This window comes from Paraburkholderia bengalensis (assembly GCF_037126505.1).
GTDB lineage: Bacteria > Pseudomonadota > Gammaproteobacteria > Burkholderiales > Burkholderiaceae > Paraburkholderia > Paraburkholderia bengalensis.
In genome coordinates this window covers 38,866-62,287 of record NZ_JACFYJ010000004.1, presented here as the reverse complement: position 1 = coordinate 62,287, position 23,422 = coordinate 38,866, and the positions used below count along the sequence as shown (strand labels likewise).

At 64.2% G+C, this 23,422-nt stretch carries 23 protein-coding genes; 8 read left to right on the top strand and 15 right to left on the bottom strand.

What is annotated here, in order from left to right:
* The first annotated feature begins 56 nt into the window (after positions 1-56).
* Positions 57-1,088, top strand: coding sequence for an XdhC family protein (locus tag H3V53_RS03965; protein ID WP_336596935.1), 1,032 nt, complete (start codon positions 57-59; stop codon positions 1,086-1,088).
* A gap of 6 nt (positions 1,089-1,094) precedes the next feature.
* Here the strand turns inward: H3V53_RS03965 and H3V53_RS03960 are convergent, their stop codons facing one another.
* The 13 genes from H3V53_RS03960 to H3V53_RS03900 form a co-directional block, all read right to left on the bottom strand.
* On the bottom strand, positions 1,095-2,027 hold the full coding sequence (locus H3V53_RS03960) for a LysR family transcriptional regulator (RefSeq protein ID WP_336596819.1): 933 nt from the start codon (positions 2,025-2,027) through the stop codon (positions 1,095-1,097).
* Positions 2,028-2,213: 186 nt separating this feature from the next.
* Positions 2,214-3,779 (bottom strand): UbiD family decarboxylase, encoded by a 1,566-nt coding sequence (locus tag H3V53_RS03955; RefSeq protein ID WP_336596818.1) that lies wholly within the window; start codon positions 3,777-3,779, stop codon positions 2,214-2,216.
* Between the two features lie 41 nt (positions 3,780-3,820).
* On the bottom strand, positions 3,821-4,546 hold the full coding sequence (locus tag H3V53_RS03950; RefSeq protein WP_336596817.1) for an enoyl-CoA hydratase/isomerase family protein: 726 nt from the start codon (positions 4,544-4,546) through the stop codon (positions 3,821-3,823).
* Positions 4,536-6,887, bottom strand: a complete 2,352-nt coding sequence (locus H3V53_RS03945; protein WP_336596816.1) for a xanthine dehydrogenase family protein molybdopterin-binding subunit — start codon at positions 6,885-6,887, stop codon at positions 4,536-4,538. Before H3V53_RS03945 ends, H3V53_RS03950 begins: the two co-directional genes overlap by 11 nt.
* On the bottom strand, positions 6,884-7,393 hold the full coding sequence (locus H3V53_RS03940; protein ID WP_336596815.1) for a (2Fe-2S)-binding protein: 510 nt from the start codon (positions 7,391-7,393) through the stop codon (positions 6,884-6,886). Before H3V53_RS03940 ends, H3V53_RS03945 begins: the two co-directional genes overlap by 4 nt.
* A 33-nt stretch (positions 7,394-7,426) precedes the next feature.
* Positions 7,427-7,888: an SRPBCC domain-containing protein gene (locus tag H3V53_RS03935; protein WP_054920251.1), complete on the bottom strand. Its 462-nt coding sequence runs from the start codon at positions 7,886-7,888 to the stop codon at positions 7,427-7,429.
* 27 nt (positions 7,889-7,915) lie between these two features.
* Positions 7,916-8,719 (bottom strand): FAD binding domain-containing protein, encoded by an 804-nt coding sequence (locus H3V53_RS03930; RefSeq protein WP_336596814.1) that lies wholly within the window; start codon positions 8,717-8,719, stop codon positions 7,916-7,918.
* Between the two features lie 49 nt (positions 8,720-8,768).
* The gene (locus H3V53_RS03925; RefSeq protein WP_336596813.1) at positions 8,769-9,554 is read right to left on the bottom strand and encodes an alpha/beta fold hydrolase; all 786 of its coding nucleotides are present in this window, start codon (positions 9,552-9,554) and stop codon (positions 8,769-8,771) included.
* Positions 9,555-9,557: 3 nt separating this feature from the next.
* Complete coding sequence (gene fahA / locus H3V53_RS03920; RefSeq protein ID WP_336596812.1) at positions 9,558-10,898, bottom strand: fumarylacetoacetase; 1,341 nt, start codon at positions 10,896-10,898, stop codon at positions 9,558-9,560.
* Entirely contained in the window at positions 10,895-11,431 is a 537-nt protein-coding gene (locus H3V53_RS03915) for a VOC family protein (RefSeq protein WP_336596811.1), read from the bottom strand. The genes fahA and H3V53_RS03915 overlap by 4 nt, the downstream gene beginning before the upstream one ends.
* A 43-nt stretch (positions 11,432-11,474) precedes the next feature.
* Positions 11,475-12,662: an FAD-dependent monooxygenase gene (locus H3V53_RS03910; protein ID WP_336596810.1), complete on the bottom strand. Its 1,188-nt coding sequence runs from the start codon at positions 12,660-12,662 to the stop codon at positions 11,475-11,477.
* A 226-nt stretch (positions 12,663-12,888) separates the two neighbouring features.
* Positions 12,889-13,467 (bottom strand): UbiX family flavin prenyltransferase, encoded by a 579-nt coding sequence (locus H3V53_RS03905; protein ID WP_336596809.1) that lies wholly within the window; start codon positions 13,465-13,467, stop codon positions 12,889-12,891.
* 46 nt (positions 13,468-13,513) lie between these two features.
* Positions 13,514-13,765, bottom strand: coding sequence for a hypothetical protein (locus H3V53_RS03900; RefSeq protein WP_336596808.1), 252 nt, complete (start codon positions 13,763-13,765; stop codon positions 13,514-13,516).
* A gap of 12 nt (positions 13,766-13,777) precedes the next feature.
* On the opposite strand from H3V53_RS03900, the gene H3V53_RS03895 reads away from it, so the two are divergent.
* The 6 genes from H3V53_RS03895 to H3V53_RS03870 all read left to right on the top strand — a co-directional run bounded on the left by H3V53_RS03895 (position 13,778) and on the right by H3V53_RS03870 (position 20,693).
* A complete protein-coding gene (locus H3V53_RS03895; RefSeq protein WP_336596807.1) occupies positions 13,778-14,869 on the top strand; it encodes a porin in 1,092 nt (363 codons plus the stop codon).
* 248 nt (positions 14,870-15,117) lie between these two features.
* Complete coding sequence (locus tag H3V53_RS03890; RefSeq protein WP_336596806.1) at positions 15,118-16,500, top strand: MFS transporter; 1,383 nt, start codon at positions 15,118-15,120, stop codon at positions 16,498-16,500.
* 145 nt (positions 16,501-16,645) lie between these two features.
* Positions 16,646-17,995, top strand: coding sequence for an MFS transporter (locus H3V53_RS03885; protein WP_336596805.1), 1,350 nt, complete (start codon positions 16,646-16,648; stop codon positions 17,993-17,995).
* A gap of 23 nt (positions 17,996-18,018) precedes the next feature.
* Positions 18,019-19,635 carry a methyl-accepting chemotaxis protein gene (locus tag H3V53_RS03880; RefSeq protein ID WP_336596804.1) on the top strand — a complete coding sequence of 539 codons (1,617 nt, stop codon included), beginning with the start codon at positions 18,019-18,021 and terminating at the stop codon, positions 19,633-19,635.
* 102 nt (positions 19,636-19,737) lie between these two features.
* Positions 19,738-20,229, top strand: coding sequence for an NUDIX hydrolase (locus H3V53_RS03875; protein WP_336596803.1), 492 nt, complete (start codon positions 19,738-19,740; stop codon positions 20,227-20,229).
* Between the two features lie 122 nt (positions 20,230-20,351).
* Complete coding sequence (locus H3V53_RS03870; RefSeq protein ID WP_336596802.1) at positions 20,352-20,693, top strand: hypothetical protein; 342 nt, start codon at positions 20,352-20,354, stop codon at positions 20,691-20,693.
* On the opposite strand, the gene H3V53_RS03865 is transcribed toward H3V53_RS03870, so the two are convergent.
* Complete coding sequence (locus tag H3V53_RS03865; protein ID WP_336596801.1) at positions 20,690-21,571, bottom strand: YsnF/AvaK domain-containing protein; 882 nt, start codon at positions 21,569-21,571, stop codon at positions 20,690-20,692. The two genes, H3V53_RS03870 and H3V53_RS03865, sit on opposite strands and share 4 nt — an antisense overlap.
* Positions 21,572-21,659: 88 nt before the next feature.
* On the bottom strand, positions 21,660-22,124 hold the full coding sequence (locus H3V53_RS03860; RefSeq protein WP_336596800.1) for a YsnF/AvaK domain-containing protein: 465 nt from the start codon (positions 22,122-22,124) through the stop codon (positions 21,660-21,662).
* A gap of 119 nt (positions 22,125-22,243) precedes the next feature.
* Between H3V53_RS03860 and H3V53_RS03855 the strand changes: the two genes are divergently transcribed.
* Positions 22,244-23,419 carry an alpha/beta fold hydrolase gene (locus H3V53_RS03855; RefSeq protein WP_336596799.1) on the top strand — a complete coding sequence of 392 codons (1,176 nt, stop codon included), beginning with the start codon at positions 22,244-22,246 and terminating at the stop codon, positions 23,417-23,419.
* Positions 23,420-23,422 lie beyond the last annotated feature (3 nt).

Here is a 23,422-nt window from a genome sequence, read left to right as displayed (position 1 = left end):
GCCGGATACGCCGCATACACTGCATGTCAAAGATTCGCGGCGATAAGGTGTCGATAGTGGACAGTGTCAATCTCGAAGTGCTGAAGTCCAGCGCGCGCTGGCTCGAACAGGGACATCGCGCGCTGCTCGTGACGGTGGTGAAGACGTGGGGCTCGTCGCCGCGTCCCGAAGGCGCGATGCTCGCGGTGCGCGACGATGGCGCGGTGGTCGGCTCGGTATCGGGCGGCTGCATCGAAGACGATCTGATCGACCGCGTGCGTCAACGTGGAATCGAGCAGACGAAGCCCGAAGTCGTTAGCTATGGCATCAGCGCCGAAGAGGCGCATCGCTTCGGGCTGCCGTGCGGCGGGTCCATCCAGCTCGTGCTGGAGCCGTTGACGCAGACGAGTGGCATCGCTCAATTGTGCGGCGCCCTTGAAGACGGATGGCTCGTTGCGCGCGCACTCGATATGGAAACGGGTATCGCGCGGTTGAGTCCCGCGCAAGCCACCGATGGCGTCGAGTTCGACGGCAGGCGTCTGTTGACGATCCACGGCCCGCGTTACCGGATGCTGGTGATTGGCGCAGGGCAACTGTCGCGCTATCTGTGCAATATCGCGGTGGGGCTCGATTACCAGGTGACAGTGTGCGATCCGCGCGACGAGTACACGGATGAATGGAATGTGCCCGGCACGACAATCGTGCGTACGATGCCTGACGATACCGTGCTCGATATGAAGCTCGATGAGCGCTGCGCGGTGATCGCGCTCACGCATGATCCGAAGCTCGATGACCTCGCGTTGATGGAAGCGTTGAAAACGCCCGCGTTCTATGTCGGTGCAGTAGGCTCGCGGCGCAATAACGCAGCGCGGCGCGAAAGGCTGAAAGAGTTCGATCTCAGCGAGACGGAGCTCGCGCGGCTGCATGGACCCGTTGGGATGTATATCGGCAGCAGAACGCCGCCTGAGATCGCTGTGTCGATACTCGCCGAAGTCACGGCCGTGAAGAACGGTGTCATGATGCCGCCTTCGTTGCAGGTCGCAGCGGCAAAAAGCTCGCGGGGCATGGCGCCGTCTATCGTCGATCGGGAACTCGCATGCTTCGCCTGACGCGGATCACTTCGCGTTAGCCGCCGTATCGAACGGACTCAGCTGCGCGGCGGCGGCGAACATCTCCGTGAACTGATCGAGCGCCGCGAGCGTGTCGCGCCCGCTGCGCGTGATCCGGTAAAAAGAAAACTCCACTTCCGGGCGGATCACGTCGATACGTACCTGGTAGTGGCGGCAAATATGCTCGCAGAACGACGGCATGATCGCGACGCCGAGTCCTTCGTGAGCCATTGCAATCGCCGTCTGCAAGTGCCCGATCACCGTCCGCCGGCCCGTCGTCACTTCTTCTTTCGACAGCGATGCCTCGATCAGACGCTGCAACGGGTTGTCCTTCGGCAGCGTGATGAGGGGAAGCCCTTCGAGCGCGCGCCATTGCACGCCGTCGCGCGGCACCTTGCCGATGCCATGCGCGCTTTCCATCGTCGACGAAACCACGACGAGCCGCGTCGGAAAGATCGGCACGCGATCGATGCCGGAAAGCTGCGAAAAGAAGATTCCGAACGCCGCATCGAGATCGCCTTCCTCGACCATCTTCAGCAGTTCGCCCGGCGGACGGTCGACGAGTTCGATCTGCGCATCGGGGTTGGTCTGCGCAAAACGCGCGAGCACTTGCGGCATCAGGCTCGCGGCGATCATCGGCGTGCAGCCGAGCAGCAGCGAGGCCTGTTTTTGCCGGCCCAGCTCGTTTAGCTCGACCACCGATTTTTCGAGCGTCTCGACGATCTTCATCGCCGTCGGATAGAACAGGCGGCCCGCTTCCGTGAGCGCGACGGTGCGTGTGGTGCGCTCGAACAGGCGGCAATTGAGCTGCGTTTCGAGTTCGCGAATGATCGCGCTCAGCGCAGCCTGGCTCAAATGCATGCTCTGCGCGGTCTTCGTGAAGCTCGACGCGTTTGCGACGCCCAGAAAGACTTTGAGTTGTTTGAGGGACAGGTTCATCGACGGCGATCCTTGAGGCAGGGCACGGTAGGGCTGCCCGGATTCTATCGCCGTGCCGGCGTGTCCGCGACCGGGACTAGACCTGATCGCGGACACGCTGCCGCCGTGACGTGGCGGCAGATCTTGCCGCGCAAACGTTGCCACAGCGCGTGTTTCAAGCGAAAGCGCGGGCGGGTGCGGCGCGGGTTACGCGAATGCGTACCGGCCTTCGTCGTCGCGGACGATCGTGCGCGTGGTGCCCGTATCTTCGAGCCAGCGCACGATTTCGCGGCCATCGCGCGTACCCGTTGCGGACATCAGCTCGGTAAAGCGCTTCGGGCCATCTGCGAGAGCGGCTTCGAGCGAGTCGAAGCGCGCGCCCGTGAGCGCCGGCGGCATCGGCACGCGGTGTTCGAGATCGCGCTCCTCGCCGGGACGCAGCAGCGGCAGCGTGAGATCGAAGCCGACCTTTGCCGTCACCGTCGAGCCGCCGAGCGAGGGATCGAGCGGCATCGCGCGCATGCCGCTGTGCATCACGAGATCGCGGTCGGCCTGGAAGCGCGTCGCGAGCGCCCAGTCCATCTGCTCGTCGGAGAAGATGTCGATGTCGGGATCGACGACGAACACATGCTTGACGTTCGCGAGCGACGCGAACACAGCGGCGATCGCATTGCGCGCCTCGCCGGGCACGCGCTGTTGCATCGCGACGCGCACGTTGAACATGCCGCCCGTTGCGGGGCTCGCATATACGCCCTTGATCTCGCGCACGGCCGTTTCGAGCGCGCGCCAGACGGTCACTTCCGTGCGCAGCGCGGCGAGTTGCGCCGTATCGGTGCGCGCCATCGTGCGGCCGCCGATCGTGCAGGTCTGGAATACGGCATCCTTGCGATGCGTGATGGCCGTCAGATGAAACACCGGGTTCGTCTTGATGCCGCCGTAGTAGCCGAGAAATTCGCCATACGGTCCTTCCGGTTCCGCGTGCCCGCGTTCGTCCAGATAGCCTTCGAGAATGAACTCCGCGTCGGCGGGCACGAGCAGATCGTTCGTCACGCATTTGACGACGCCCATCGGCGCACCGCGCAACGCGGCGACGAGCTCCAGTTCATCCGCGGGAATGCGCATCGTTGCGCCGACGTGATCGATGGGATGCGTGCCGACAGCGAACGCGATCGGCAGCCGCTCGCCGCGCCTCGCGTGAGCAATGGCGATGGCGCGCAGATCGGACGGCGCGACAAGATCGACGCCCGCCGTGCGCCGGCCGCGCAGCATCAGACGGCGAATGCCGACGTTGGTCCAGCCGGTGTCGGGGTCGACCGCGAAGTCGATCGACGCGGAAATATACGGCGCGCCGTCCAGATCGTGCTGCAGATGCACGGGCAGGGCGGTGAAGTCGCACTCGTCGCCCGTCAGCACGACCTGTTGCACGGGCGCTTCTTCGCGGCGCACTTCGACGAGCTTGCCTTTGCTGCGCAGACGGTCGCGCACGACTTCGAGCAGATGCGCGGGCGTCGTGTCGAAGGCTTTGGCGAGGCGGATGCGGCTTGCCGCGACGCTGCCCGCGAGCGACACCGTGCCGCCCGCCGGCTGCTGGAACCACACCGCACGCGGGTTGCCTTCCATGATGCGGGCGACATCGGCGAGATCGACGGGTTCGTCGCGGCGTTCAAGTTCCGTGTCGTCGAGCGACGCGAGAAAGCGCCTCAGACGGAAGCGTTCGAGGTCAGGCAGTTCCGCGCCTTGCGCGGTCGAAGAAATGGCTGTCTTGGGTCTCAATGTCGTGTCCTAATGTGCAGGGCGTTGCGCGGTGCGCACGCTCAAAAGCGTGCTGACAGCGCGGTGGCCGCGAGATGCGCGGCAAAGCCGCTCGAACCCGCCGGGGACATGTCGGGCGCGAGATGCAGGAACTGCTTGACGGCGCGCAGCGTGACGGCGCTGCAGCCGAGCAGCGTGTCGGTGAGCGCGTCGGTTTCGTCGTCGAGCGACGCAATCGGCACGACGCGGCTCACGAGACCCGCCACGAGCGCTTCCTGCGCCGACAGACGCGCACGGCTCAACACCATGTGCGCAACCGTTTTCACAGGCACGCGTCCAATCAGCGCGGACATGACGAGCGTGGGCGGAATGTCGCGCTCCATTTCGGGGATCTGGAAGATCGCGTTGTCGGCGGCGAGCGCGACGTCGCACACGCCTGCCAGCGCGCAGCCGACCCCGATCGCTTCGCCCCGCACCACGGAAAGCACGGGCACGCGCACTGCCTTCAATGCATCGTAGAGCGCGAGCGGCGGCGCGGCGACCACGCGCCGCAACGTTTCCGCCGAAGGCTTGGCGCCTTGAGGCGGCATCGGCGACTGGCGGCCTTTGCAGAAGTCCTTGCTGCTGCTGCCGATACGCACGAGCTTCGTATCGTCGTCGATTGCGGTGACGGCGGCGATGATGGCGTCGCTCATCGGCTGGTCGATCAGATTGCCGTTCTCAGGCCGGTCGAGCACGATGTCGAGCAGCGCGCCCTTGCGGCGGATAGCGACGGATTCAGTTGACATGTGCGCCTCCTTGAGCGCGATGGATGTATTCCCAGACTACTTTCGGCGTGGCAGGCATCGCGAGTTCATCGTGGCCGTACTCGCGCAGCGCATCGGCCAGCGCGTTGAAAATCGTCGCGGTGGCAGGCGTAATGCCGCTTTCGCCGCCGCCTTTCACGCGCAGCGGATTGCCATGCGTCGGGTCTTCCGTCAGTTCCACATTGAGCGGCGGGATCACGCCGGCGCGCGGCATGCCGTAATCCATGTACGAACCCGTCAGCACCTGTCCCGTCTCGCGATCCACGTAGAAGCCTTCGGACAGCGCCTGGCCGATGCCTTGCGCGAGGCCGCCGTGCACCTGCCCCTCGACGATCAGCGGATTGATCGGTTGCCCCACGTCGTCGACGGACGTGTAGTTGACGAGTTCCACCATGCCTGTGTCGGGGTCCACTTCGAGCTCGCAGACGGCGGCGCCCGTCGGATGGGCGGGAACGCGCGTGTTGACTTCGGCGTGGGCGTAGAGCTTTTTCATCGACGGGTCCCCGGGCACGCCATCCTGCGACACCTGGCGCGCGACTTCCGCGAGACTGATGCGCTTGCCCGCGGCGGAGGCTGTGAAAGAGGCATCCGCGAATTCGACCTCGGACACGGCCACGCCGAATAGCGCGGCGGCCACCTGTTTGCCCGTGGCGATGATCTGCTGCGCGGTATCGACGAGCAGCATGCCGCCCAGGCGCATCGTGCGGTCCGAATGGCTGCCCCCGCCGACGCTCACGAATGCCGTGTCGCCCGTGCGCAGCGTCACGGCTTCCATGGGTACGCCGAGATGATGCGCGATGACCTGCGCGAACGTGGTTTCGTGGCCCTGGCCCGTCGACTGCGTGCCCGACACGATATCGACGCTGCCGTCCGCGTGCACCGTCAGCTCGATGCGCTCGCGCGGCGCGCCAACGGGCGACTCGATGTAGTTCGCCAGCCCGATGCCGCGCAGCCGTCCATTCGCACGCGATTGCGCGCGGCGTTCCTCGAAGCTGTCCCATTTTGCAAGCGTCAACGCGCGCGCCATGTTGCGCTCGAATTCGCCGCTGTCGTACGTGAGGCCCATCGGGCTGCGATAGGGCAGCTTGTCGTGCGACACCAGATTGCGCCGGCGAATCTCCGCGCGCTCGATGCCGAGTTCGGCAGCGGCGAGATCGAGCATGCGCTCGATCACATGCGTCGCTTCGGGACGGCCCGCGCCGCGATACGGCGCGGTCGGCACCGTGTTGGTCAACACCGCGCTCACGTGTACGGCGGCCACGGGCACATCGTAGACGGTCGTCATGATGCGCGTGCCGTTCGACATCGGCACGTACGACACCGTATGCGCGCCGACGTTGCCGATCCATTCGTTGTCGATGGCGAGAATGCGGCCGTCTTTCGAAAAGCCGATTGCGCAGCGGATGATCGCGTCGCGGCCCTGATAGTCGGACAGGAACGCTTCGCTGCGGTCGCTCGTCCATTTGACGGGGCGTCCGATACGGCGCGCGGCCCACACCACGGCCAGCTGCTCGACGTAGACGAACGAGCGCGGCCCGAAGCCGCCGCCCGTATCGGGACACACGACGCGCATCCGCGCGGGCGGCACCTTCAGCGCGGCAGCAAGCACCAGTTGCTGACGCACCGCGCCCTGGCTGCCGGAGATCAGCGTGTAGACGTCGTTGGCCGCGTCATGCATGCCGATCGCGCTGCGCGGCTCCATCTGGCAATTGACGAGCCGGCTGTGATGAAACTCACGGCGCACGACGCGATCGGCTTGCGCGAGAATCTGGCGCGCGGCTTCGCGGTCGCCGATCTGCGTCTGGAAGCACAGATTGCCGGGCGCGCCGTCCCACAGCTGCGGCGCGTCGGGCTGCATGGCGTCCGCGCCGTTGATGACGGCGTCGAGCACGTCGTAATCGACTTCGATCAGCTCCGACGCATTGCGCGCCTGCAACGGCGTTTCGGCGATCACCATCGCGATCGCCTCGCCGACATAACGCACGCGGTCGACGGGCAGCGGGATATGAAACTGGTTGAAGATCGAACCCGTCAGCGACGTCAGAAAGGCCTTCTTCGTCGCGTCGACGGCGTCGACGGGATTCGGCACATGATCGACGCCTTGAAAGCCATCGTCGAGATAGTCCTGGCCGATCAGCACGGCGATCACGCCGGGCGCTGCCTGCGCGGCAGTGACGTCGATCGAGCGCAAGGCGGCATGCGCGTGAGGCGAACGCAGAAAGGCGGCATGCACCTGGCCATCGACGCGAATGTCGTCGGTGTATTGGCCATTGCCCGTCACGAAACGCTGGTCTTCGACGCGAGGTATCGGTTTGCCGATCATGACGCGTGTTCCTCCGTCTTCGCGAAAGGCGCATCGGGGTACATCTCGCGTGCTGCGTGGCGCACCGCTTCGATGATGTTCACGTAGCCCGTACATCGGCAGATATTGCCTTCCAGCGCGTGACTGATGCTTGCCACATCGAGCGCCGGTTCCTCGCGCAGATAGAACGCGCTGGCCATGATCATGCCGGGCGTGCAAAAGCCGCACTGCAGACCGTGGCACTGCACGAACGCGTTTTGCACGGGATGCAGCTTGCCGCCGCATTGCGCGCTCAGACCTTCGACGGTCACGACCTGTCCGCCGCTCGCCTGGGCCGCGAGCACCGTGCAGGACTTGACGGCATTGCCGTCGAGATGCACGGTGCACGCGCCGCACTGGCTCGTATCGCAGCCGACATGCGTGCCCGTCAGCCGCACATGCTCGCGCAGAAATTCGACGAGCAGCGTGTTGTCGGGCACAGCGTGCGAGACGTCCGTGCCGTTCACCTGAAGCTGGACTTCAACCATGATTCACCTGTCTTTCCCGTTCGTGCCGCGCGCTCATTCGGCGGCGGGTTCGTTCGCTGCCGTCAGCGTCGCGTTGAAGCGCTTGAAGAACTCGGCGGCGAGCTTGTTCGCCACCGACGTGACGAGGCGCGAGCCGATCTGCGCGAGCTTGCCGCCAACCTGCGCTTCGGCCACGTAGGTGAGCACGGTGCCGTCTTCGGCATCGGCGAGCGTGACGGTTGCCGTCATCTTGCCGAAGCCCGCAATGCCGCCCTCGCCCTGGCCGAGAATCCGGTAGCCATTCGGCGCGTCGCGTTCGGACAGTTCGAGCGTGCCCTTGAAGCGCGCCTTGACGGGGCCGACGGAGGCGACCACGACAGCCTTGTACTCGTCTTCGCTTTCCGCCGTGAATGCTTCGCAGCCGGGAATGCATTCCTGAAGCACGGCCGGGTCGTTGAGTCCTTGCCATACCTGTTCGCGCGATGCCGCGATGGTTTGCGATCCGGTGAATTCCATCCTGTTCTCCTGAATTGAGCGGCGTCGTTACGACGCGAGCAGCGCCTGCAGTGCGCGGCGGGTATAGGTTTCGATCAGATGCGCGCGATACGATGCGGACGCGTTGGCGTCGTCGGGCAGCATGTCGCGGTCGATCCACAGCGATGCGAGCGCGGCCTCCGACAAGTCCTGTTGCAACGCGGTCTCGGCATCGAACCAGCGGAACACCGACGCGCCCGCGCCCGTCACGGCGACACGCACGGCATCGTCGTACTGCGCGATGAACACGCCCGTCACCGCGTAGCCCGACGCCGGGTGCCGGTACTTCGCATAGGCGGCGCGGCGTGGAATGGCGAATTCGATCGCGGTGACGAGCTCGTCGGCTTCGAGCGCCGTTTCGAATGTGTCGATGAAATAGTCGTCGGCGGGAATGCGCCGTTGCGACGAGGTGATGACGTGCGCATTCAGTGCGAGCACGGCGGACGGATAGTCCGCTGCCGGGTCGTTGTTCGCCACCGATCCGCCCATCGTGCCGCGGTTGCGCACCTGCGGATCGGCGATCACGCTGGCCAGATGCGCGAGCGCGGGAATGGCTTCGCGTACGACGGCGGAGGCGGCGACTTCCGCGTGCTTCATCAGCGCGCCGATATGCAGCGTGTCGCCGCGCACTTCGATGCCGCGCAGTTCGTCGATGCGCGTGAGGTCGATGAGATGCGACGGTGCCGCGAGGCGTTGCTTGAGCGTCGGGATCAGCGTCATGCCGCCCGACAGCGGCCGCGCTTCTTCGTGCTCGCGCAGCCAGTCGACGGCTTGCGCCAGCGACGCGGCGCGCAGATAAGTCGTGTCGTACATGTCGTCTCCTGCAGCATGCGGTGCCGCCGTGCATGCCTGGTATCTGTCGTTACAGGCCCGTCATGGCCTTTTGCGGCTCCGTGAGCCAGTTCTGCAGCGCAGTGGCGAGCGCGACGGGTACTTCGAGCATCGCGTAATGCCCTGCGTTGCGCAGCGTTTCCAGCGTGGCGTTCGGATACCACGCAAGCCATGTGCGCGTCATCAGCTCGGTCGTGATGGTCGGATCGTGCTCGCCCACGAAGAGCTTGACGGGCACGGGATTGCCTTCCACCTGCGCGGCGAAATCGCCCGTGGCCCACTGCGGCAGATAACCCGCGAACGCTTCGCGCCGCGAGTCGCGCATCGACAGTTGCGCGAGATGCGTGCTCCACGGCGACGCGAGCCGGCTGCCCGTCGAAAAGTGAATGATGCCCGCGCGCTTCGCGACGTCGTCGATGCAGGCGGAAAACATCGCAAGGCGCGTTTCATCCATGCGCGAGCCGCACGCGGGGACAGCGGACACGCCCGCCATGTTGACGATCCGTTCGGGCGCGGCGAGCAGCACGCGCTGCATCGCCATGCCGCCCATCGAATGGCCGATCAGGCTGAAGCGCGGCCAGTCGAGATGATCGGCGAGCGCGAGCACGTCGCGCGCGACTTCGTCGAACGTGAACGCGCCGTCTGCGTCACGCGAAAGCCCGTAGCCGCGATAGTCGAAGAACGCGTAGGAGAAGCGTTCGGCATCGAGCGCGGGTGTGAGCGCGGTCCAGTCGGCGGAACTGCCGAACCAGCCGTTCAGCGCGATCACCTTGTGCGGACCGTGTCCGAACTGCCGGAAGCCGTTGAGCGTCGTCATGATTCAATGCTCCCCGGCGGCGGCTGGATACGGCAGCGCGGCAGCGATGCGGCCGCGGCACTCGCCGAAGCCGATCGATACGGCGCCCGGTGCGCTGGCGCGCGCGCTCAACACAATCTCGTCGCCGTCTTCGAGGGCGACGCGCGATTCGCCGTTCGGCAGCGCGAGCGGCTTCTTGCCCGCTTCGGTGAGTTCCGTGAGGCAAGCGCGCGATGCGTCGCTGGGGCCGGAAATCGTGCCGCTGCCGAGCAGGTCGCCCGTGCGCAGATTGCAGCCGTTGCTCGTGTGATGCGCGATCATCTGGGCAAACGTCCAGTACAGGTTGTCCAGTTGCGTGTGCGTGATCTGCATCGCGGGCATACGATCGCTGCGCATCGCCGCTGTCGAAAGATGCGCGTACAGGTCCAGGCTGAGACCGCCGTGTTGCTGATCGTGCGTGCCGCGAAGATGCGGCAGGATTGCGGGATCGCCCGCTGCGCGCGAAGGCGCAGCCTTGCGAAACGGCGCGAGCGCTTCTTCCGTGACGAGCCACGGCGATACGCTGGAATGGAAGCTTTTGCCGAGGAACGGACCCAGCACCTGTTCGAACCACTGAATGCTTTTGGCCGACCAGTCGTTGAGCAGGCAATAGCCGAACACGTGATTGCGCGCGTCGTCGATCGCGATGGGGCGCGTCAGTGCGTTGCCTCGACCGATAACAGCCGCGAGTTCCAGTTCGAAATCGAGCATCGGCGCGGGGCCGAAACACACGTTGCCGTTTGCATCGCGATACTGGCCATGTGGACGCCGCACGTCGCCGCCGCTCGCGCGCAGCGAAGAGGCGCGGCCGTGATAGGCAATCGGAAGCGACTTGAAGGCAGCAGGCAGCGGATCGGCGAGACCTTTGTAGCGACCGTGGCGCTCGGTGTGATGCAGCGAGGTCAGAAAGTCCGTGTAGTCGCCGATCGTGCAAGGCAGCGTCAATTCGACGTCGGCCACGCGCGGCAGCACGGCATCGATCGACGAGGCGAGACGCGAACGCGCAGGCGCATCGTGTTTCAACAGATCGGACAGCGCGGCGCGCAGCGCGCTCACATGGCGCGCATCGAGCGCCATCAGCGCGTTGAGCGTGCTGTCACAGGCCGATGCGCAGGCGAACGCCGCATCGCCGTCGAGCAGGGACAGATCGTGCAGCGCGCGCAGATCGACGACGCGGTCGCCGATCGCCACGCCCGTGCGGGTTTCGCCGCCGCGCGCAAAGGCGCCGAACGGCAGGTTCTGTATGGGGAAATCCGTGTCGCGGGCATTCGCCGATTCGATCCAGCTTCGCCGCGCGGGATCGTGCGTGATATTCAGTGCACTCATGCGGGGCGTGTCTCCGATACTGCTTTATCTTTTTCAGCGGTCCAGGCGTCGAGCGCCGGCCGAGCTCGCATTCTATATCCTGCCAGCTCTTCGACGGGCGCAACCGGGACGGTCAGTTCAACGCGCAGCCCGTTTGGATCGAAGAAATAGATGGAGCGCACGAAATGATGATCGGTGACGCCGAGCACGTCGATGCCATGTTCGATCAGGCGCGCTTTCATCGCTTCGAGCTGTTCGAGCGTTTCGAGCCGCAGCGCGATGTGATTGACCCACGACGGCGTATTCGGCGAAGGCAACGCAGCCGTCGCATCGCCGAGATCGAAGAACGCGATGTTCGATCCGTCGGCCATTTCGAAGAACACGTGCACATACGGGCAGTATTCGCCCGTGCTCGGCACGCGGTCGAGGCGGATCACATGGACGAGCGGCAGGCCGAGAATGTCTTCGTAGAAGTGGCGCGTTTGTTCGGCGTCGCGGCAGCGCCACGCGAAATGGTGCAGGCCGAGCACGGGCGCCGGGCTGGAGTGGGACACGGTGTCTCCTTGTAATGCGGTTCGTACGGGCTGTGGTGCCGTATCAGACTTCGACGCTATCGACGTCGTATTCGAACAGCCAGTTGTAGCGCTCTTTCACGCGCTCCTCGCTCCATTCGCGATCCACATAGGCGGATGCGCCTTCCGCATGCGCGAGCTGCGGATTGTGAAAGCGCGTCGCATTCGCTGCGGAGCCGCGTACGACGCGCGCCGTGCGGTCGAGTCGCAGTGCTTCGTAGCGTTGCAGCGCGAGGGGGATGTCGTCGGCGTACCGTTCGAGGCAGCGAGCGAGCAGATAGCCGTCTTCGATCGCCATGCCCGCGCCTTGCGCAAGAAACGGCAGCGTCGGATGACAGGCGTCGCCGAGCAGCGTGGCGTGGCCGTGGCTCCAGCGTGACATCGGCTCGCGCACCATCAACGCCCACTTGTACGGAATGTCGATGGCCGAGATCAGCGTGCGCACGTCTTCGTGCCAGCCTTCGAAATCGGCGAGGCATTCTTCGAGCGTGCCGCGTTCGGACCACGATTCGACCTGCCAGCCGGACTTTTCGATCGCGCCGACAAAGTTGACCAGCTTGTTGCCGCGCAGCGGATAGTGGATCACGTGAGCGCCCGGGCCGACCCAGTTCGCGCCGTACGACTCGCGCAGATGTTCGGGCAGCCTCGACGCGTCGATCACGCCGCGCCACGCCATTACGCCGGAAAATACCGGCTCGTCGGGACCGAACAGCGCGCGGCGCACGCGCGAATGCACACCGTCCGCGCCGATCAGCAGATCGCCTTCGCAGGTTTCGCCGCCGACTGCCTGCACGACGACCTTGCCGTTGCGCTGCGAAAAGCTTTCGACCTTGTGATTGAGCCGGATCGCGTCGGGCTTGAGCGCGCGCACGACGTCGGCGAGTTTTTCATGCAGGTCCGCGCGATGCAGCGTGAAATAGGGGAAGCCGTAGGTCTCGCGGGATTGCGCGCCCAGGTCGAAGAGGCGCCAGGTCTGGCCGGTGTTCCAGAGCCGCACGCGCTTGCCGAGCGGTTCGCATGCAAGACCTTCGAGCGCATCGCCGACGCCCAGCCGGAACAGCACGCGTGTCGCATTCGGACTCAGCTGGACGCCCGCGCCGATTTCCTTGAGCGCCTGCGCCTGTTCGAACACCGTGACATCGAAGCCTTTTTTCAATAGCGCGGCCGCGGCCGTCAATCCGCCGATACCGGCGCCTGCAATAACTATCTTCATTCGACGATCCGACCTCTTTCGTAATGGGCGCGTTTTATCGACGTTGCTTATCAATCCATCGATAATATTTGTGAGTGATTAACCCGGTGAAATCGGAAATCACTTTAAATCAGCGAATCGCGGGAAAGAAGCAAATTAATCCGAATGGATCATCAATGAAATTTGATAATTCGCAGATGCCTGGGATAAACCCTTTATCGGCGGGAAAAAGCGGATCGTTGCGCGCTCACATGCCCCAGCGCTGCACTGTCGCGGTGTCGAGTCCGAACAGGTCGAGCACGCGTCCAAGCGTGTGGTCGACCATGTCGGCGAGCGATTCGGGGTTCGCGTAGAAGGCGGGCACGGGCGGATAGACGATCGCGCCCGCTTCCGTCACGGCCGTCATGCTGCGCAGGTGGCCGAGATGCAGCGGCGTTTCTCGCACCATCAGCACGAGCCGGCGGCGCTCCTTCAGCGCGACGTCGGCGGCGCGCGACAGCAGGCCCGACGTCATGCCCGTCGCGATTTCCGACAAGGTCTTGATGGAGCAGGGCGCGACGATCATGCCCATCACCGGGAACGAGCCGCTAGAAATGGACGCGCCGATATCGGTGTTCGAATGGCAGACGCTCGCCATCGCGCGGATGTCGGCGACGTTGTAGTCGGACTCGTGCGCGAGCGTGACCTGCGCGGAGCGGCTCATCACGAGGTGCGTTTCGATGTCGAGCTTGCGCAGCAGTTGCAGCAGCCGCACGCCGTAAATGACGCCGGACGCGCCGCTGATGCCCACCACCATGCGCCGCGGCGGCATGCCTCTCATATCCATAAGATTCTCCCGAATGCCAATCGTGATTCGCGTGACGCGGCGGATGTTAGCACCGGGTTTCTGCTAAAAGAAGCGTAAAAGGAGATTTAATCCCCGCTCCTGGTGTTTCTACCGAGCCATTAAAAGCTTTGTTCGTTTTGTTCGATTGGTTGATAAATAATTCGCGATTCAAAGCCGTAAATACGTTGGATACACTCTCGGCAACATTTGGCAGACCACGGGCATCCGGGCACGGAATCGCCGCACGCGTCAGATGGGGATCAGCCGGCAAGCAGCCGGCTGGCGACAATAAAGACATTGGAGACACTGGTTGAAAACGACGAGTCTGCTGTTAGGCGGCTGTGCGGTCGCGCTGAGTTGCCCCGCGTTCGCGCAGTCATCGGTGACGCTGTACGGGAGCGTCGACGTCGGCGTCGATTTCGTTTCGAACTCGCGCGGCGCGCATCTGTATCAGGAATCGGCGGGCAAGCGCACCCCGGACCGCTTCGGCTTTTTGATCAAGGAGGATATCGGCGGCGGCAACACGGTGTTCGCACGGCTCGAATCGGGCTTCCTGACGAACACGGGCGCGCAGATCAATCCGACGAGCTTCTTCAATCGCGATGCGTACGTGGGCATTTCGAACGACCGGTTCGGCTCGCTGAGCCTCGGCCACATTCCCGACTACGTATACGAATACGTGGGCGGACTGAACAACTCGGTGCCCGGCATTTCGTCGTTCTATACGGTCGGCAACCTGGACGGACTCGCGAACACCCGCGCGCTCGACAACTCGGTGAAGTACGAGACGATCGACTACCGCGGCTTCCAGGCGGGCGTGATGAACAGCTTCGGCAATCAGACCAACTTCAGCGACGGGCGTCAGTACAGCATTGGTGCGCGTTACCAGAACGGCACCGTGAAACTGGGCGCCGCGTACACGATGTCGCACAACCGCACGGCGGACCTGTTCGGCATTTTCGGTGTGACGTCGGTGCTGGGGCAGACACTGAAACAGGGCGTGCAGTTCAATGCCGAACGGTACAGCACGATTGCCGTCGGCGGCTCGGTCTCGGTTGGCGATTTCATCCCGCACGCAACATTTACCGACGTGAAGCTCGAAGATCCGCAGGGTTCGGTGACGGAGCGCAACTACCAGGTCGGCGTGAACATCGATCTGAGCGGCGGCAAGCGCTTCTACGTGCTGGGCGTCTCGTACAACCGTTCGATGTTCGAAGGGTTGACGTACAACCAGTACAACCTGTTTCTGACCCATTACCTGTCGAAGAGCACGCAGATTTACGGAGGCGTCGGCTTGCAGCGCGCGTCGGGCACGGGCGCGAAGGCCGAGCAGTTCGGCTATCAGCCGTCGAGTTCGAGCGCGCAGACGGTGGGACGCATCGGTATCAATCACATGTTCTGATGCGTGCGGCGGAGGCGATATGGCGTGAAGACGGCTGTGGAGCGGGTGAACGAGCGCAGAGAGCGGAAAGAGCCAACGGGGTAGGGCTTTCTTCACTTTTTTCGATCTGATCATCGAGATTTTTTGATTCTGTCGCCTGCCGGCGGGCCGTATATTGAGGCTCCCGGCGGCGGCGCCAAAGGAACGCAGCACGGGGCGGCGGCGCGAAGCACACGCGTTGCCGGCCGATCAGGCACATTGGGACGCACATGCAAGCAGACCGCACATTCAACATATCGACTCTCATCGAAGAGCAAAAGACAGGACGTTTCGCCGTTGGCCTGCTGTTCTGGTGTTTCCTGATCATGCTGATGGACGGCTACGACCAGACGGCCGTTTCGTTTGCGGCGCCCGCGATCATCAAGGAGTGGCACGTCGCGCGCGGCGGTTTCGGTCCTGTGTTCGGCGCGGGGCTGTTCGGCACACTGATCGGTTCGTTCCTCTTCGGCTATTTCGGCGACCGCTTTGGCCGCAAGCGCGCCATCGTGTCGGGCAGTCTGTTTTTCGGGCTGCTGACGCTGGTGTCCGTGTGGGCGACGTCGTTGCCGGAACTGATGCTGCTGCGATTCATCGCGGGGCTGGGCATGGGCGGCGTGGTGCCCAATTCGGTTGCGCTGGTGGCCGAGTACGCGCCCAAGCGTTTGCGCGCCACATGGGTCACGCTGATGTTCTCCGGTTTCTCGATCGGCGCGGGCTCGGGCGGTCTGGTGTCGTCCGCGTTGATTCATCGCTACGGCTGGCCCGTGATGTTCGTGGTGGGCGGCGTCGGCTCGCTCGCGGTTGCGCTGCTGCTGATCGTCATGCTGCCGGAATCGGCGAAGCTGCTGGTCGTGCGCGAGCGCAGCATCGAAACCGTGCGCAAGCTGGTCGCACGTCTGCGTCCCGACATCGCGTTGCCCGCCGACGCGCAATTCGTGCCCGGCGAAGTCCAGGACAAGAAGCGCTTCGTGCTGAAGCTGATTTTCTCGGATGGCCTGCGCGCCATCACGCCGCTGTTGTGGATCGTGTTCATCGTCAATTCGATGGCGCTGTATTTCCTGCAGAACTGGTTGCCGATCCTGATGGAAGGCGTCGGCATCAATCCGCAAAGCGCGGGCATCATCACGACGATGTTCTCGGTGGGCGGCGTGCTCGGCGGGCTGATCCTGTGCCGCTTCGTCGATCGTCATGGCGTGCTGGCCATCATCTCGCTGCCGGCGATCGGCTGTCCCGTCGTTGCGCTGCTGGGGCACGGCATGTCCGAAGCGTGGCTGATGTTCGCGGTGTTCGCGACGGGCTTCTGCGTCGTCGGCGCGCAGTACGGGCTGTACGCGGTCGCGGGCATGATCTATCCGACGTCGTTCCGCTCGGCGGGCGTGGGCAGTGCGATCTCGGTCGGCAAGATCGGCTCGGTGTCGGGGCCCGTGATCGGCGGCATTCTGCTGTCGATGCATCTGCCGTTCGCGCAGATGTTCTACGCGGCATCGGGCCTGTTTCTCGTCGCGACCGTCTTTTCGACGGTGCTGGCCGTGCTGTACAGGGCGCGATTCGGCGATGAGCACAGCAAGGAGAACACCGCCATCAAGATGCGCTCAGCGTTGGGCGATTCCTGATCGTCCTGATCGCCGCGCGCAACTCGCAACGCGCTCGTTTTTCAGACGTGTCGATGCCTGATCTCGAGCTCGCTGCGGCGGGCGGGCGTCCGGCCGTCCCTGCTCGTCTTCCTGGCCTGATGCGATCTCTCTGGACAAAACAACGATGAATACCGTCTCGCAGACCACTCGCACCATCGACGTGACCGCGCTCATCGAACGGCAAACACTGCGCGGCTTCTCGTTGTGGCTGATCGCCTGGTGTTTCCTCATCGTACTGATCGACGGCTACGATCAGGTTGCCGCGGCGTATGCGGCGCCGGCGTTGATTCGCGCATGGCACGTGAGTGCCGCGGGTTTCGGCCATGTGTTCGGCGTCGGCCTGTTCGGCGTGCTCGTCGGTTCGTTGCTGCTCGGCTTTATCGGGGACCGCATCGGACGGCGAATGACGATCATTTTCGGCTCGCTGTGGTTCGGCATCCTGACGTATGCATGCAGCGACGCGACCTCGCTGGATCAGTTGACCGTGCTTCGCTTTTTCGCGGGCATCGGCATGGGTGGCGTCGTGCCGAATACGGTTGCGCTCGTGTCCGAATACGCGCCAAAGGCGCGCCGCGCGACGTGGATCACGCTGATGTTCTCGGGCTTTTCGATCGGCGCGGGCGGCGGTGGCGCGATTGCATCGTGGCTGCTGCCGCGTTACGGCTGGCCCGTGCTGTTCGAAGTCGGCGGCGTAGCGGCCGTAGCGGTCGCCGTCGCGTCTGTCTGGCTGTTGCCGGAATCGGTGCGCTTTCTGATACTCAATGGCCGCGCTGTGCGGCACATCTCACGCATCGTGGGCCGGCTCGATCGTCGTATCGACCAAGGTGGCGCGGACGTGCGCTACGTCGTCGACGATGAAAAGCGAGTGCGCGCAACGCCGCTTGCTTTGTTCAGCAATGGCCTCGCCCGTGTGACGCCGCTGCTGTGGATGCTGTTCGTGCTGAACTCGCTCGCGCTGCATTTTCTGCAGAACTGGCTGCCGATTCTTTTCAGCATGAGCACACTGCCAGCCGCGCAGGCGGCGAAAGCCGCGATGATGTTCCCGGTGGGCGGCACCGTCGGCGCGCTTGCGTTGAGCCGCTGCGTGGACCGCTACGGGGTCGCGGTGATCCTGCTGCTTGCGATGCTGGGCCTTCCTGTGTGCGTCTCGCTCGGCATGCCGATGCCCGCGATCTGGCTATACGGCGCGTCGTTCATGAGCGGCGTGTGCGTGATCGGCTGCCAGTTCGCGCTCTATGCCGTGGCGGGCATGCTCTATCCGACGATGCTGCGCTCGGCGGGTGTGGGGTCCGCCATCGGTGTCGGCAAGCTCGGGTCGGTCGTCGGTTCCGTCCTCGGCGGCGTGCTGCTGGCGATGCATTTGCCTGTTGCGCAGCTATTCCTGAACGTGTCGGGCGTTTTCGTGTTCATCGCCTTGCTGTCGGTATGGCTGGGTTGGAACCGGCGACGCGCCGCAAGCCAGTCGATCGCGTGATCGCTCAGTCAAGGGTTCATACGATGCTCTCCACTCTGACCGCCGATGCCGCCGCGCTCGCGTCCTCTTTTGCCACAGCACCTGAAACACGGCGCAAGACGATGTCGCTGCAGCAGCGCATCGTGTTGACGATGGCGCTGCTGGCCCTGCTGATGACGGCCATCGGCGTGCTCGGCTTGACGGGCGCGTGGCGCGCGAATCGCGCCAATCGCGATACCTACGAGAACAAGCTGACAGCGGCCGTGCACATCGGCAATGCAGAATTGCTGATCGCGCGCACGCGGCTCGTGCTCGGCGGCGCAATGGCCCAGGCGGACGCGGCGCGCGCCGCGCAACAGATTCGCCATGCCGACGGCTTCTTCGCGCAGTCTGACGAGGAGTGGCGCAGCTTCGTCGCCGGCGTGCACGAAGCGGGCGAGGCCGCGTTGATCGAAGCCGCCGGCCAGCGCCGCGACGCGCTGCGCCGCGCGATGGGCGCATTTCTCGATGCGCTGAAAGCGGGTGACCGCGCGAGCGCCGAACGCATCGGCACGTTGCAGCTGAGCGGGCTGTTCAACGACATGAGCGCCGCCAATGACGTGCTCAAGCGCGCGCTCTACGCGAACGCCAAGCGCAGCTACGACGACGCGGAGCGCTATTTCAGGCTGTTCGTCGCGGTGTCGTCGGCGATGATCGTGTTCGGCATGGCGGCGGCGGCGTTCAGCTGGCGCTCGCTGCGCCGCGCGATCATGGCGCCGCTCGGCGACGCGCTGACGCACTTCGACGCAATCGCCGCGGGCGATCTCAGCCGCGCGATTCCACGTCATCGCGCCGATGAAATGGGACAGTTGCTCGACGGACTGCGGCAGATGCAGGTCCGGCTTTCGCACACCGTGACGGCCGTGCGCGATAGCTGCGAATCGATCGGCACGGCGGTCGGCGAGATCGCGGCCGGCACGCTCGATCTGTCGTCGCGTACGGAAGAGCAGGCGGCTTCGCTCGAACAGACGGCGGCCAGCATGAGCGGACTGACCGACACCGTGCGGCAGAACGCGGCGCGCGCGCACGACGCCTACGCGATCGCCGACGAAGTGGCGAGCGCGGCGAACGAAGGCAATGTCGCCGTCGATCAGGTGAGCAGCACGATGGCGCGCATCCAGGCGAGCTCGCGCAAGATCGCGGATATCACGGGGATCATCGAGGGCATTGCGTTTCAGACCAACATACTCGCGTTGAACGCCGCGGTGGAAGCGGCGCGCGCGGGCGTACACGGACGGGGTTTCGCCGTCGTCGCGTCCGAAGTGCGCTCGCTTGCGCAGCATGCATCGACGGCTGCGAGGGAAATCGGCGTGCTGGTGGCGGATTCCGTGGGCGCGGCGGCGGACGGCTCGACGCTCGTCGCGGGCGCCGAGCAGTCGATCCGCGTCGTGCTCGATGCAGCCGGGCGTTTCAGGGAAATGATGAGCGGCCTCGCTGCCGACGCCGAAGAACAACGCACGGGGATCGAGCAGGTAGATGCGGCGCTCGGGATGATGGACTCGATCACGCAGCAGAACGCGGCGCTCGTCGAGCAGGCGAGCGCGGCCGCCCAGTTGCTCGACGAGCAGTCGCGCGACCTCAGCCGGCAAATCGCGGTGTTCCGGTTGAGCAGCGATGTCTGATGTTCAGTTTAAACTGCCATCCTTTGTGCGGGATTTGACGTTCGGCCGCCGCAAGAACGCGGCGAACGCGAAGATCCCTCTGACCATCAAAGGAGAGCACACATGTCAGGTGTTGAGCGAGCGCGACCGGCTCTGCTTGTCGATTTTGTCTGGCGCATCGTCCTTCGCGTCGGATTTCCGCTCGCTCGGGCCTGGTGGCATCTTCGACGACCCCGCCATGAGGGCGCGCTCGTAGCAATCCATGTCGGGCGGGCGCTGTTGCTGGTGAAGTCATCGTATCGGGCCGAGTGGAGTTTTCCCGGCGGGAGTATCCGGCCAGGCGAGACGCCTGATGCAGCGGCGCAGCGAGAAATGGAAGAAGAGATTGGCTTCTCGTCGTACCCGTTGATCCCGGCAGGCAGCGTATACGGCGAATGGGACGGGCGAAGGGACCGGGTGCATTTCTTTGAACTGCACCTCGATCGCATGCCCGAGCTGCGACTTGATAATCGTGAGATCATCGCCACGCATCTGGCATCGCCGGAGGAATTGCACGGCATCGCGCTGACAGGCGCAGTCGCAGCGTTTCTTGGCAGAAATGTCCGCCGCGAGTAGTTGGCTCTCGACCAGTCGAAGAAACTGCCAATCGTATTGCGGTATTGCGGTATTGCGGTATTGCGGTATTGCGCACGCCACGCCACGCCACGCCACGCCACGCCACGCCACGCCGCGCTGCGGTGCCGAGGTCGGCCATTCACCTTCGTTTTCTGCGCTTCGTCGATTTCGGCGATTTTTGCTTCGGCGCAAGGCTGGCTATCCAGGCGTCCGCAACGTCTGTTTGTGCACGCCGCACCGCCGTCGCCGTCTGTCGCTTGAGCTCTGCACTGCCGCGCGAGCGCGCGGCGCCAGCCACGGCGTTGGCCCCGGAAAGCCACATACTCAAGAACGGATTTTTTCGTGCCCAAGGATTCCTCATCGTGCCCCCGAAAGAAAAATATGCGGCGCTTCAGATCGACAGTTCGCGCGTGGGCGGCCGTCTCTTGCCGGCCGCCGATCCGAAGCGCCCCAAACAACGTTAGATGCCCTTCTTGGCCGGATTGGGCGTACCTGGTGTTGGCGTTCCTTCAACGCGTTCGACTTCTACATCCGTTCCCCGCACGGTGTCATTGATCGTTTCTTCACGCGTCGTGGCTTCCTTGCCGACCACCACCTCCTCGACGACGCGCGCGGTCTTCGCCACTACAGGCTGCTGCGCGGTTTCGCGGATTTCGACTGAACTCTCGGTCAGGTCGGCAGCCGTTGCCGGGCGATCGACGGCGCGACGTTCAACCGTTGCGTTCTCTTCCCGCAGGTTGACTGTTTCGCTGACGGGTGTTTCCCTGACGCGCGAATACACCCGCACGCCCCCCGTCGATACTTCGCGCTTGCCAACTTCCAGCGTCTCCTCGACCACGGGGAAAGCCTTTCGCTCGGCCTGGACCTGATCGGCCGTGTAGGCGGGCGCCGTGCTGTCATACCCCGCGTAGCCAGATGTCTTCCATTGAGCGACGCGCGAGTCGATGTCGATCGCGCCGGCGCTCGACAACACGACTCTCACGCGTTCCACGGAAGTATCGTCCACGACGTCGACCGACAGCAGTACGCCGCCGCGCCTCACGGCCTCCTGGTAATGGCCGACCTCCTCGGGCCGATCGTCGTCGCCAAACAGCCGCTTGAAAAAGTGCTCGATGCGCGCCATCGCGCCTTCGTGCGTGTGGCGGGTGCTGCTCGTCGAGGCGCTGCGTGTGTCCGCGCTATCGCTGACGGTCGGCTCACCTGCCGCGCCATAGGTCGTGTCGCTGTCGTCGGAACGATGAAGGCTGATGTCCGCGCGCGGTATGCCTTCGGCTTCAAGGCGGCCCGCTGCGTTCTCTGCCTGCGCTAGCGTGTCGAATACACCGATGATCGTCTGATTCATTGCAGCCTCTCCCACGTGTTTGACGGCCCCCGCTGGCCGTATTCGGAATCGGGATGACGTATGCGCAATGGGTGTACCTGGCAAGACACTATTGACTTTCAGCGTCGGGGTGCCACGGCCCGTCGGCGCCATCGCGTCGTTCCACGACGATCTTCTCCGACTTCAGTTGCACGTCGTGCACGCTCTCGGTTTCAATCGACCGTGTCGTTACGTGCACTTCTTCCTTGAGCATGAGCTTCATCGTCACGACGGGCACGTACTCATAAACGGGAATGATGAGGGTATCGCCTTCCCGTCGCGGTTCCGACTGCTGCTCGACAGGTTGATTGAGGGGCACCCGCCGTACTTCGACGCTCTGGCTGTGAAGCCGCACGGGCACACGGTGTGGCTCTTCGCTGACGAGCTTGCGTACGCGCACAGCGCCTGTTTGCTCTGTGTGCGTGTCGACATCGAGACGTTCCTCTATGGCGACGACGCGTGCTTCGGGCGCTTCGGACGTTGCCGGGGCAGGCGCGCCCGGCGATGTTTCTGTTGGCTTGCGATCCGGGTCCATCGGCGTCTCCTTGGTCGAACGGGCCTCTCCCGCTCGCGTCCTGGTTGGCGGACAAGATACTGGCGGGCAAGATCGCATCAGCATGAAGCGCTCCAGGCCGGGGCTTGCATCGAGGCACGATGGTTGCGGCAGTGTCTGAGCATCATTGTTCGAGCTTTTTTGCCGTCGGCATGCAGCGTGAGCGTCATCAAACCATCCGCAACTCGCGCGGCCAGCCCGACTCGATTCGCCCAGCCTGTCTACCATGGAAGACGCTCATGGCCCGTTCATTTCGATCCGCCGCTCGTCCCGGGGGCACTACCCCGATGCTTATTGCCGCAGCGGTTGCCGCCGCGAGTTCTGCGCTGTGGGTGCAGCATCGCGCGAAGAAAGCGGAACAGGACAATCCACCCTTCGGCCAATTCATTGAGGTAGACGGCGTGCGACTCCACTACGTCGATGAGGGGGACGGAGCGCCTGTCGTCCTGTTGCACGGAAATACCGTCCAGTTGCAGGATTTCTACGCGAGCGGGCTGATTGAACGCCTGGCCGTCAATCACCGGGTCATCGCCTTCGACCGGCCCGGCTTCGGCTACAGTGAACGTCCGCGAAGACGCCTGTGGACTCCCCAGGCGCAGGCCGCGCTGATGCAGCGCGCGCTTCGCAAGATGGGAATCGCGCAGCCGGTTGTACTGGGGCACTCTTGGGGCGCGCTCGTCGCATTGGCTATGGCGATCGATGATCCGGGCTACGTACGCGGGCTCGTGCTGGTTTCCGGTTACTACTTCCCGACGGCGGCGCGTGTGGACGTCGCGCTCACTGCGCCAGCCGCGATTCCCGTTCTTGGCGATGTGCTGCGTTATACGGCGTCGCCGTTGGCGGGGCGCCTGCTGCTGGGACGCACCGCAAAAGCGATGTTTTCACCGATGCCAACGCCAAATCAATTCTTCGACCTGATGCCGCGCGACATATTGCTTCGTCCCCGGCAGATGCGCGCCGAGGCAGAAGACGCTGTTTTCATGGTGCCCGCCGTCGCCGATTTTCGCGGACGCTATGCCACGCTCGAGGTACCCGTATGCATCATTGCCGGCGAGCGGGACAAGATCGTCGATCCAGTCGCTCACTCGGTACGGTTACACCAGGAGTTACCTCATGCCGCGCTGCTTGTCGTGCCCGGTGCGGGTCACATGGTCCACTATTCGTTCCCCCGCGTTTTGGACGAGGCGATACGCGTGATGACGCGCGACAGGAGTACGCCAGCATCCCCGTCGGTTGGCGAAGCGGTGCGTGTTGACCGCGATTGCCTGAAACCTTGATGA